This is a genomic window from Rhodanobacter aciditrophus (assembly GCF_042679525.1).
GTDB classification, from domain to species: Bacteria; Pseudomonadota; Gammaproteobacteria; order Pseudomonadales; family Marinomonadaceae; genus Marinomonas; species Marinomonas aciditrophus.
Genome location: NZ_JBHTMN010000010.1, coordinates 26669 through 38686 on the forward strand (window position 1 = coordinate 26669; position 12018 = coordinate 38686).

10 protein-coding genes are annotated in these 12018 nt (G+C 39.9%); 7 read left to right on the plus strand and 3 right to left on the minus strand.

Translation table 11 applies throughout. The features are described from left to right. The 6 genes from ACFQ45_RS08990 to ACFQ45_RS09015 all read left to right on the plus strand — a co-directional run. A partial coding sequence (locus ACFQ45_RS08990; protein WP_377366834.1) for an O-antigen ligase family protein occupies window positions 1-897 on the plus strand: 897 nt, incomplete at its 5' end. A 50-nt stretch (window positions 898-947) separates the two neighbouring features. Then, the gene (locus ACFQ45_RS08995) at window positions 948-2033 is read left to right on the plus strand and encodes a glycosyltransferase family 4 protein (protein ID WP_377366836.1); all 1086 of its coding nucleotides are present in this window, start codon (window positions 948-950) and stop codon (window positions 2031-2033) included. Then, complete coding sequence (locus ACFQ45_RS09000) at window positions 2034-3164, plus strand: glycosyltransferase family 4 protein (protein WP_377366838.1); 1131 nt, start codon at window positions 2034-2036, stop codon at window positions 3162-3164. Beyond that, on the plus strand, window positions 3161-4195 hold the full coding sequence (gene gmd / locus ACFQ45_RS09005) for a GDP-mannose 4,6-dehydratase (RefSeq protein ID WP_377366840.1): 1035 nt from the start codon (window positions 3161-3163) through the stop codon (window positions 4193-4195). The genes ACFQ45_RS09000 and gmd overlap by 4 nt, the downstream gene beginning before the upstream one ends. Further along, window positions 4182-5033: an NAD-dependent epimerase/dehydratase family protein gene (locus tag ACFQ45_RS09010; RefSeq protein ID WP_377366842.1), complete on the plus strand. Its 852-nt coding sequence runs from the start codon at window positions 4182-4184 to the stop codon at window positions 5031-5033. The genes gmd and ACFQ45_RS09010 overlap by 14 nt, the downstream gene beginning before the upstream one ends. Window positions 5034-5042: 9 nt before the next feature. Next, the gene (locus ACFQ45_RS09015; RefSeq protein ID WP_377366844.1) at window positions 5043-6416 is read left to right on the plus strand and encodes an undecaprenyl-phosphate glucose phosphotransferase; all 1374 of its coding nucleotides are present in this window, start codon (window positions 5043-5045) and stop codon (window positions 6414-6416) included. A 36-nt stretch (window positions 6417-6452) separates the two neighbouring features. On the opposite strand, the gene ACFQ45_RS09020 is transcribed toward ACFQ45_RS09015, so the two are convergent. Further along, window positions 6453-7901 (minus strand): phosphomannomutase, encoded by a 1449-nt coding sequence (locus ACFQ45_RS09020; RefSeq protein ID WP_377366846.1) that lies wholly within the window; start codon window positions 7899-7901, stop codon window positions 6453-6455. An 18-nt stretch (window positions 7902-7919) separates the two neighbouring features. Next, window positions 7920-9311, minus strand: a complete 1392-nt coding sequence (locus ACFQ45_RS09025) for a mannose-1-phosphate guanylyltransferase/mannose-6-phosphate isomerase (RefSeq protein ID WP_377366852.1) — start codon at window positions 9309-9311, stop codon at window positions 7920-7922. A gap of 172 nt (window positions 9312-9483) precedes the next feature. Here ACFQ45_RS09025 and ACFQ45_RS09030 point away from each other — a divergent pair, with 172 nt between their 5' ends. Further along, window positions 9484-10713 carry an O-antigen ligase family protein gene (locus tag ACFQ45_RS09030; protein ID WP_377366848.1) on the plus strand — a complete coding sequence of 410 codons (1230 nt, stop codon included), beginning with the start codon at window positions 9484-9486 and terminating at the stop codon, window positions 10711-10713. A 121-nt stretch (window positions 10714-10834) separates the two neighbouring features. Here ACFQ45_RS09030 and ACFQ45_RS09035 read toward each other — a convergent pair whose 3' ends face one another. After that, window positions 10835-11542 (minus strand): FKBP-type peptidyl-prolyl cis-trans isomerase, encoded by a 708-nt coding sequence (locus tag ACFQ45_RS09035; protein ID WP_377366850.1) that lies wholly within the window; start codon window positions 11540-11542, stop codon window positions 10835-10837. Between the last annotated feature and the right edge of the window lie 476 nt (window positions 11543-12018).

A 12018-nucleotide genomic window follows, 5' to 3' on the forward strand; every position in this document is an offset into this window, starting at 1 on the left:
ATATATTCTTTCTTTGCTGTAGGTGCTTATGCCTGTATACAACTTATTCTTTCTTTTTTTGGTATAAATGATCCTTTTGCTAACCAAAAGCTTAGTTTTATGGTTAGGCCAAACGCTTTTGCGTATGAGCCATCATTCTATGCTCTCTTTATGGTGCCAATGGTCTTTTATTTTAATAACTTGTATCTAATATATAAGGCTCGTGGTGTTGGTTTTAGAGTACTTCTATTAAATATATTTTATTTAGCTTCGACCTCTACGGGCACGGTGTTTGCCTACATTATATATTTAATGATGAGTATTTCTAAGATACAACGCCTTCTCCCATATATAGTTTTAGTTTTACTCCTTATAATTTTGTCTTACCCTTTTTTTTCTGACATATATGATACGTTCTTTTTTAAATTCTTTAGGTGGGATTTTTATAACCATTGGTCTTTCAGGGAAAGATGGGGGCAAATAGTAAACAGTTATTTTGTGTTTAAAGACAATCCTATCTTTGGGGTGGGCTTAGGTGGGGTCGGTATGTATATCTTTGAAAGATACTCGCAAGGGCAGGATTATTATCTTCGAGCAAGTGAAACATTACTAACTTTTAAATCGTTTGATCCGATGAACGTCACAACGGAAATTTTAGCCAGTCAAGGGGTATTTGGTGTCGTTTGCTATCTTATTTTTCTTTTATTTCTCTTTGGTAAAGTAAAATACGCTATAAAGCGAGCGCAGCTAAATGAAGAAAAGGCCATGCTAAAATCACTTTTGGTCGCTACAGTACTAATGTTGGTTGTATTGCAGTTTAATCAGGGGGTTTTTCGAACCTATATTTGGGTCCAAATGGCTGTGTTGTATTCTGCATCGATGCATGTGCTAAGTGGTAGGCGTTTGAGCCTTTGGTAATTTGAATTGAATCTTAAAAACTCTAATATAATCGTAAAGGTTACACTGTTTTGAAAAAAAAATTAGTCATTGATTTTAGGATGCATAAATCTTCTGGAATTGGGACTTACTTGACTTCCCTACTTCCATTTTTTATTGAAGAGTTCGATGTGTCATTACTTCTTAATGAAAAGGAAATTATACATTTATCGGATGAGGTTTTGAATTCTGTTTCAGTGATTCCTCTAAATGCATCAGTTTACTCAATTTCTGAACAGTATTACCTTTTTAAACAGGTACCGAGTTGCGATATATTTTGGTCTCCCCATTATAATATCCCGCTTTTTTTGCCTCAGGCAAAAAAACGGTGTGTAACTATTCACGATGTTTGTCATCTTGCATTTCCTGATATTCTTAGTTGGAAAGAGAGGCTTTATTCCAAGTTGATGTTGAAGTGTGCAGTCACTCTTAGTCAAACAGTTTTAACTGACTCTCTTTTTTCCCGGTCTGAAATAATTAAGTATCTAAAGCCTAATAAAGATGTAAATGTTGTTTATTGTGGTGTTGATACTTCTTTTAAGGTAGATGGCTACAATAGAAAAATTTTTGATAAGTATAAACTTCCTCAAAAGTACATATTGTTTGTTGGCAACGTCAAGCCTCACAAGAATATTAAGGGGTTGCTAAAGGCTGTAGAGAAAATACCTTTTGTAAATTTGGTTGTTGTTGGTAGAAAAGACGGTTTTATTAATAGTGATTCCAGTGTTTTTGAGATTTTAAATGATAGTGAGCAGCTTTCTAATAGAGTGATCTTTACTGGCTACGTGGATCAAAAAGATCTACCTAGTATTTACAATTACGCTGAAGCTTTTGTTTTTCCTTCTTTGTACGAAGGGTTTGGTCTCCCTCCTACAGAGGCACAACAGCATTCTTGTCCTGTTATTTCATCTGATTCTGCATGTATGCCTGAAGTGTTAGAAGACAGTGCTGTATATTTTGATGCTAGGAATTCATCCGATATGGCAGAGAAAATTAAATTAGTTCTCTCTGACCAAAGGCTTATGGATAAACTGAGAGATAACGGATTAAAGAATTTGATGCGCTTTGATTGGGAGCTTTCCGCAAAAAAAATTATTGGATTATTAAAGGGTGAATAGATGAAAGTTGCTATTATACATGATTGGCTAGTAACTTATGCTGGGGCGGAAAGAGTTCTTGAAAAGATGCTAGAGTGTTATCCGGAGGCAGATCTATTTAGTACCGTTGACTTTTTGGATGACGACAAAAGATTCTTTATTAAGGGGAAAAGTGTCAATACCTCTTTTATTCAAAATCTACCTCTAGCTAAGAAAAAATATCGATCATATTTGCCTTTAATGCCTCTAGCGATTGAGCAGTTTGATTTATCTACTTATGACCTTGTAATATCTTCTTCGCATGCAGTTGCGAAAGGCGTGATTACGTCACCAAATCAATTGCACATATGTATGTGTTACAGCCCAATCAGGTACGCTTGGGATCTACAACATCAGTATCTTAAAGAGTCTGGTTTGAATAATGGTATAAAAGGTTTATTTGCTAAATGGTTTCTCCATAAAATTCGAATTTGGGATCTGCGTACCGCTAACAGCGTGGATCGTTTTATTTCTATCTCGAAATTTATTGAAAGGCGTATTAACAAAATATACAGGAGAGACTCCGTTGTAATTTATCCTCCTGTTTATGTTAATGAATTTGAATCAAATGTTCGGGAAGATTTTTATATGACGTCTTCTCGTATGGTGCCGTATAAAAGAATTGACTTAATTGTTCAGACTTTTAGCCAACGCTTTCCAGAAAAAAAACTGATAGTAATAGGAGATGGTCCAGAATTTGAAAAGGTTAGAGCTATTGCGGGAAAAAATGTTATTATCATGGGGCATCAGCCTTTCTCTGTTTTAAAAGACCATCTGTCGAAGGCTAAGGCATATATTTTTGCTGCCGAAGAAGATTTTGGTATTGCGCCACTTGAAGCGCAAGCTTCTGGGACACCAGTGATAGCTTATGCAAAAGGTGGTGCATTAGAAACGATTATTGGCTCAGATAAAGAGAATGCTACAGGGTTATTTTTCAACGAGCAATCGGTAGACTCTCTAGCTAATGCTATTACTGAGTTTGAAGCTAGCGGATTGTCGATTAAACCGATTGATTGTATTGAAAATGCAAAAAGGTTTAGCGATGAAAGGTTTGTTAATCAATTTAAAGATTATGTAGATCAACAGTACTTAATTTGGAAGGAAGAAAAATGAAAACTGCTATCATAACAGGTATAACTGGTCAAGATGGCGCTTATCTAGCGAAACTTTTATTATCTAAAAATTATAAGGTCTACGGAACTTATAGAAGAACGGCTTCCGTGAACTTTTGGCGTATAAAGGATTTAGGTATTGAAAATGATCCAAATCTTAGTCTAATTGAATATGATCTAACCGATGCAACAAGCGCTATTCGTATGGTATCAGAGATAAAACCTGATGAGATTTATAATCTTGCTGCACAGAGTTTTGTCGGTGTGTCTTTTGACCAGCCAGTAGCTACGGCTCATATTACAGGGTTGGGTGCATTGCATCTTTTAGAAGCGATTAGGATTGTTGATACAGGAATAAAATTTTATCAGGCCTCTACATCTGAGATGTTTGGGGAGGTTCAAGAGATTCCTCAAAAAGAAACAACTCCATTTTATCCACGCAGCCCATACGGTGTTGCGAAGCTTTATGCGCATTGGATTACTATAAACTATCGTGAATCTTATGGTATCTTTGCTAGTAGTGGTATTTTGTTTAATCACGAGTCTCCTTTGCGTGGCCTTGAATTTGTTACAAGGAAGATTACAGATGCAGTCGCAAAGATCAAACTAAACAAATTAGATGTATTGGAGCTTGGTAATATGGATGCAAAGCGCGATTGGGGCTACGCTGAAGAATATGTTGAAGGTATGTACCTTATGCTTCAAAGTGATAAGCCTGATACATACGTTTTATCCACTAATCGTACGGAAACGGTTAGGGATTTCGTGAGGCTAGCATTCAAGGCAGTAGATATTGAGCTTGAATTCCGAGGTTGTGGCGAAAAAGAAGTTGCTGTTGATGTTAGTACTGGGAAAGAGGTTGTTAAAGTAAATCCTAAGTTCTATCGTCCTGCCGAAGTTGAATTGCTGATTGGTGATGCGACAAAGGCCCAGTCTGAGCTTAACTGGGTACCAAATGTCTCTTTGGAAGAATTGTGCGCAATGATGGTTAAAGAAGACCTCAGAAGGAATGAAATTGATGCTTCATTCTAAGGTTCTTATCACTGGAGGGGCCGGTTTTACCGGCTCTTTTTTGAAGCGCTATTTGGAGTCAAAAGGACTAAAGTGTTTCAATTTGAGTTCTAATATTTTAAATCTCGAAGAATTGAAAAACGAAATTAAATTGCTTGACCCTGATTATGTAGTGCATTTAGCAGCAGTTTCATTTTCAAATTTCGATGACCTATCAAAATACTATAATGTCAATGTTGTCGGTACTGTCAATTTACTTGAAGCAATTAAGTTATTGCCTTCAAATAAATATAAGAGAATTATACTAGCTAGTAGTGCAGCAGTGTATGGGAATCATTCCTCTGGTGTGTTATCCGAAGATATGACACCTTACCCAGTAAATCATTATGGTTGTAGTAAGCTTTCTATGGAGCATATTGCTCAGACATATTCTGATTTTATGAATATCCTTGTTGTTAGGCCTTTTAATTATGTTGGTCCAGGTCAAAATGGTATCTTTTTGATTCCGAAAATTATTGATGCATATAAAAGAGATTCATCGCTAGAATTGGGCAACTTAGATGTCAGTCGTGAGTTTAATGATATCAGAGATGTTTGTGATGCCTACTTTAAATTGTTGAATAGTGATTTTTCAAGTGGAGAGATTGTAAATATTTGTTCTGGCCGTTTAGTCTCTCTTGAGGATATTATTAAGTTAACGAATGAAATTTTTAACACTGATAAAGAGGTAGCTGTAAACCCTTTGTTTGTTAGGGAAAATGAGATTAAATCATTATGTGGTGATCCATCTAAACTTCAATCAATTGCAAAAATGGAATGGAGATATGACATTCGAGATACACTTCTGTCTATGGTTTAGGTGAATTTTATGACTAGAAAAACGTTTGAAAAAAAGAGCTCATTAATATGGGTTTTGCTTGTTGACTTGTTTTCTATTCTATTTTGCTCGATGTTGTCCCATTTTTATGTTAAGGGTACGTTTCATTTACATGATAGATATATAATAGCCATATTTACAATGTCTTTGGCTTATTTTATATCGGCTCTATCTGACGATGATTACTCAAATTGGATATCTAATTCAGTTTTAAGTGTTATTAAATCTATTTTGGCTAGCATATCTTTTTCAGCATTTGTAACAGTTGTTTTTATATATTTTCTAAATGAATCATCTAATTTTGATAGATATTGGATTTCCCTTTCTTTCCTTTTGTCTTTTACTGTATTAGTAATTTATCGCCTAATAAGTAGATTATCGTTATTTTACTTTCAGCGTAAAGGCTTCTTTAGAAGGAATATATTAATTATAGGTGATAATAATTCTATCAGCTCTATTGGCTCAAGGCTTAGAGATTTTTCTAATAATTCTTATACCTTGGCTTCCGTAATCAGGATCAGAAGTAAAAATGATGCTTACGATCTTGTTGATATAGCTGAGAAAATACGCCTTTCAGGCGCTAATGAAGTTTGGATATGTCTGCCTTTAGAGATGGGAGGGATAGTTCGATCAATCATGTATGCTCTGCGTAATGAAACCATTGAGGTAAGGTATCTTCCTGAATTCAAAGATGTTCGTTTATTAAATCATCGCGTCTCTGAAGTCGTTGGAAGGTATGCTATTGATTTAAGTGTCACGCCAATGTCTGGCCAGGCAAGGGTTCTTAAGCGCATAGAGGATTTGGTAATTGGGAGTATGATCCTGCTGTTAATCTCTCCTATCTGTATTGGTATTGCTTGTGCTGTGAAATTAACATCGAAAGGCCCCATTTTATTTAAGCAAGCTAGAACAGGTGCCAACGGTCAAGAAGTAAAGGTCTACAAGTTCAGATCGATGAAGGTGCATCAAGAGAAAGCTGGTCAGGTGACTCAGGCCACTAAGAATGATTCCCGGCTGACGCCTATTGGTGGTTTCTTACGTCGTACATCTCTAGATGAACTTCCCCAATTTATCAATGTCCTCCAAGGTCACATGTCTATCGTGGGCCCGCGGCCGCATGCCTTAGCGCACAATGAGTATTATAAAGATCTTGTGGAGTCTTATATGCGACGCCATATGGTTAAACCGGGTATTACTGGTTGGGCGCAAGTCAATGGGTACCGAGGTGAAACGGATACGCTAGACAAGATGAAAAAGCGTGTGGAATATGATCTCTGGTATATTGATAATTGGTCACTATGGCTTGATATAAAGATAATCATAGCGACTGTTTTTAAAGGCTTTATAAACAAAAACGCATATTAAAAAAACAGGCTCATTTGAGCCTGTTTTTTTATATCTTTATTTATTTGTTTTTGCCCAGTCCAACGAAATATCTACCAAATTTTCTGCTCGGGATTGGCTTTCTGACTCAGCATAGCATCTAAGTTCAGGAGCATTACCAGAAGCGCGAAAATGAACGATATCTTGACTTGATAAGGTGAGTCTTAGTCCATCTGTTTCATTTATGTTAGTAACATCGACTTGATCTTGTTCTGATATAGTTTTGATTAAGCTTAACTTTGTCGTTTGATCGGAGATCAGTTTTGATATGAGCCTTTTGCTTGTGTCGCTTGGTATGTCTTTTATTCGATCGCTTGCTGTATAGCGTGCTGATAATGAGGATGCTAGCTCTCTGATTGGTTTATTTCTTTCCACTGAGCTAGCGAGTATAGCAAGCATTGGCAGAATTGAATCTCTGGTCGGTAGAGGCGTTAATATGGATGTATTAACTTCAAAGCTACTGCCAGTTAAAAAGCCACCATTTGCCTCATAACCAATAACAGATGCACCTTGGTTTTCTGAAGCAAGTTGCTCCATCCCCTCAATAACATAGGGTGAGCCGATGCGGGTGCGAAGTGTAACGAGTTCAGGGTTGGATATTTCTAGCGCCGTATTAGCATTAATCGGGCAGCTTACATGTGTCGCTTTTAGGTATTGAGATACCAAGATGCCGACGACATCCCCTCGTAGCCATTTTCCGTCTTCATCACTGATAAGGGGGCGGTCACCATCTCCATCTGTGGACAGAATGCTGTCTAGGTTATGCTCTATAGACCAAGATAATGCTTTTTGTTGGTCTTCTTTTGAGACAGCTTCGGTATCAATCGGAACAAAGGTGTCGGTACGCTCTAATGAAACCACCTCAGCACCAAAGTAGTTAAGCAGATCTTTAATGATATCCCTAGCAACACTTGAGTGTTCGTATATCCCTATGCGTTTCCCTTTCATAAAACCATCTGGGAAAATAGACACGTATCGCTCTTTGAATGTATCTAGTGCTTTAGAGTCGACCTTTACTTCCTGAGGTGAACGCCCCTGTAGAGGATTATCTAAAGTAATAAAAGATGAGAGTATCGCTTGCTCATGGGCTTTAGTGATTTCACCCTGTGGGGTATAGAATTTAAAGCCATTACGGTCAAAAGGAATATGACTGCCAGTGACCATGATACTTGGGATTTGCTGTGTCATGGCAAAGTACGCTAATGCGGGTGTTGGTAGTTCACCACAGAATATAACTTCTATATTTAGGTCTTCTGCCGCCAAGATCATTGCGTTAGCAATAGAAGGGCTGCTCGGTCTAAGGTCAATGCCGATAGCGACTGTTCGCGCACTAGGGCATACCTGCGTTAGGAATGCTCTAGCATAAGCGTAGTTGATTTGAGGTGTTAAGTCTGTCACCAACGCTCTCACGCCGCTGGTGCCAAAGCTCACATTTCCATCTTGGCTCAATTCTTTTAACGTTTTCATGTGCAAGCTTCCCTATGATTATCGGCCGTAACGGTCACTGAAACGAACAATATCATCTTCACCTAGGTAACTGCCTGACTGAACTTCGATAAGCTCCAGAGGGATTTTACCTGGGTTTTCTAAAGCATGGATCTCGCCAATTGGGATGTAAGTGGATTCATTTTCAGTCAGCAAAATTTCTTTGTCACCATTTTGAACTTTGGCCGTACCTGAGACGACTACCCAGTGTTCTGCACGGTGGTGATGCATCTGCACACTTAGTTTTTCACCTGGTTTTACCATGATGCGTTTAACTTGGTGACGGTTGCCTAGATCTACGGTTTGGTAAGTTCCCCAAGGTCTGTGGACAGTCGTGTGGAAGGCATGCTCTTCACGGCCTTCCTTTTGAATACGCTTAACAATTTTTTTGACGCTTTGAGCGTTGTTTTTATCGATCACTAACACTGCGTCAGCTGTTTCGATAATGGCAAGGTTATTGACGCCTACCGCGGCTACTAATCGAGATTTAGCGTTGATGAGGGTATTGTTGGTGTCTTCTGCCATGACATCGCCAATTAGGACGTTTTGATCGCTATCTTTGTCAGCGAAGTCATACAATGCATCCCAAGCACCGATGTCACTCCAATCGCCAGAATAAGGGACTACTTTTGCTTGCTTGGTTGGCTCCATTACAGCGTAGTCAATAGATTCTTCCGGGCAGGCAGAAAAGAGCTCAGTATCAACTCGAACGAAGTCTAGATCTTGAGATTTGTTTTGGTATGCATTGGAGACGGCTTGATAAATATCTTCACGGTGAGATTTTAGCTCAGATAAGAATGTGCCTGCTTTAAATAGGAACATACCGCTATTCCAAAGGTAATCTCCCGATGCTAGGTACTTTTCTGCGGTATCAGAATCTGGTTTCTCTACGAATTTTTCCACATCATGATTTTCGCCAGCTTTGATGTAGCCATAGCCTGTCTCTGGGCGAGTAGGCGTGATTCCAAATGTTACTAAGTTGTCCGCTTCTGCGAATGACGTCGCTTGTGAAATGGCTTCTTCGAACGCCCTGATATCATTGATAACATGATCTGCAGGGAGCACAAGCAGCATGGCATCATCTGAGTTAGCTTCTAGTGCAGCCAAGGCTATGGCTGGAGCAGTATTACGCCCAACGGGTTCTAGAATGATACTCGCATCTTTTATTCCCAGTTCTTGAAGCTGTTGTGCGATTAAGAACCTATGGTCATCATTACAAACAATAATTGGAGCTGAAACATCCAGGTGTTGGGTTCTTTGCGCAGTTTGCTGTAGTAATGAAAGGTGGTCGTGGGCTAGGTTTAAGCATTGCTTTGGGAAATGCTCTCGAGAAAGAGGCCATAAACGGCTGCCAACGCCACCAGAAAGAATTACGGGGATTATCTGCATGATATGTCCTTGTTACAGCAAAATTAAAAGATAAATGCTTTAATTGAATGTTAAATCTAGTATTTTATCGACACTAAAAAAAATTTGATCTTGAGTTTATCAAACCCTGCAGAAGATTAGAAAGATATTCCCATAATGTTTAGAATGCTTTTCCCAAAATAAGGAACATATTGTAATGCTTGTAATGAAGAAAAGTGTTTGGTGGTTGGTAGGCCTGAGTTTTGCGCTGTCACTTGTGGTCCCAAATGGTTACAGCATTGGTATGGCTGTGTTGTTTATAGCGGGTTTAAGTGTCCCTTTTCTGAAAGATAAAATAAAGTTAACAACAGGTGATTTGCTCCTTGTCGTTGTTTTCTTTATCTACTTTCTCTTGATGGTTGGTTTTGTTTATTTAGATGGTTGGCATACAAGAGAATTAGACAGGCCTTCCAGATTCTTGTTTGTGATTCCTGCGTTTTTGCTGATGCTCTACTGTAACGGTCCAAAAGTGGCTCTATGGTTAGGGGCTATTATAGGCTCTTTTGGGGCCTTGGGTATTGCTGTTTATGAGCGTTTTGCCTTGAACTATTCAAGAGCTAAGGGCGGTGAACACCCGATTATGTTCGGTGATACTTCAATGCTTTTGGGGCTCTTGTGTGCCGTAGCTGCTTTATATTTCTTTTCTAAGCGACAATTCGCTTATACGGTAATTGCATTATTGGCAGCTCTTTCAGGTGTTTTGGGCTCTCTTTTATCAGGCTCGAGAGGTGGTTGGGTTGCGGTTCCTCTTATTTTATTTTTCCTCTTATGGCAGAGCCGAGAATTACTTGGCAAAAAACTCATTGTCGGGCTTCTGTTGATTGGAGCTGTTAGCTTGGGCGCGATTTTAAGCGTTCCTAGTTTGGGGGTTACTCAAAGGCTTCAAGCTGCGGTTCACAATGTAGAAGCTTATGTAGCAGGGAATCCAAACACCTCGGTTGGTTTGAGGTTTGAAATGTGGAAAGCCAATCTGTATTTGTTTACAACTTCTCCGATAGTTGGGGTTGGGGAATATCATGGAATGGAGCTGAAGAAACAGCTTGCTGATCAAGGTAAGATGGCTCCAGCTGCGGCGCAATTTTCCCATGCCCATAACGAATATATTGATGCCTTAGGTTTGCGTGGGATTGTTGGCTTCTTGGCCTTGATGGCCGTTTATCTTGTTCCCCTTCGTTTGTTTTTAGCCAAGATGCGTAAGTACAAAGATAATTGGAATGTGAAGGCCTATTCTATGGCAGGGGCTTTGGTGCCTATGAGTTATATGGATTTTGCTCTGACTCAGTCCATGTTTAGTCACAACATTGGTGTGATGATGTATGTGTTTCCGATTGCATTCTTTTGGGCGGCTACTCGTTGGGCGGAGCGTGAGGCGAAGGGGGAAGCTTAGTTAGTTTCTGGGCACCATAGAGGTTGCTGCTCTTGTCGCTGAGAGGATTCAGCTCCTACATGTCTGGATAATCGCCCACAAAAAAGGCCTCGGTTGAGGCCTTTTTTATTGCATCGGTATTTTACTCTGCTGGTGCTTCTTCTGGTGTTTCGATGTCCAGTAGCTCAACGGTAAATTGTAGTGCTGCGTTAGGTGGGATTGGGCCTGTACCACCTGGGCCGTAGGCTAGGTCAGATGGGATGTAGAATTCGTATTTGGAGCCAACGGTCATCAGTTGTACGCCTTCTGTCCAGCCTGCAATCACTTGGTCAAGAGGGAAGGAGATCGGCTCGCCGCGCTCGTAGGAGCTGTCGAATACGGTGCCGTCGATTAGCTTGCCTTCGTAGTTCACTTTGACCGTGTCAGTAGCCGCTGGTTTCTCGCCATCACCTTCACTGATCACTTTGTAGACTAGGCCAGAGTCAGTTGTCTCCGCACCGTCTTCTTTTGCTTTTTCGTCCAGCCATGCTTGAGAGTCAGCTTTGGCTTGTTCTGCCATTTTTGCTTGCTCTGCTTGGGCTGCTGCCATTTGCTCTTGTTGGAAGGCTTGGATAGTAGATTGTACTTCTTCCATCGTCATTTTTGGCTCAGCGCCTGTGAACGAGTCTTCAAACCCTGCTTTAAACGCTTCTAGATCTAGACCGTCGAAGTCACTTGCCATGCGGCCACCGAACATGGTGCCAATGGCGTAACCAAGCTTCTGTTCTTTGCTGTCTAATTCTGGTGTGTCGGCCGCTTGTGCCAGTGAGACAGAGGACATAACCAGCGCTGCGACTAATGTTTTTTTCATGAGAACTCGTTCCGTTGCTTGTGGATTTATAAATGTCTTTAGATAAGAACTTGTTTGGGGTGCGAAATCAAATTTCAAGCGTGGAAACAAACGAGATGGTTTGAATGAGAGACGCCTTGTGCTTCGCAAATCGATCCAAGGTACCGTTGTAGCATAAATGAGCGATCCAATGCTCTTTTATACAGTCACTTTACCAAAGTGAACCCCTTCACCTGCACACCTTGATTTCTTGGAGTGATATGCCAAGCACAAGGCGTGAATCGAATTTATGCCTCGAGGGTAGATGGGACAAGTGTCTTTACAGTTGGTTGACGGTATTTGTCGAATAGGGGCAGATTATTAGTTTTTGTAGAGATGGGAACTTTTGGGAGACGTTATTGTGGGATTCAGCTCCCACACGTCAGAGACAGTGGGAAATAAGATGGACTCGCCCTCCTAACTATGTGCCATGCTTAGTGTGCAAACAAAAGCCTGTT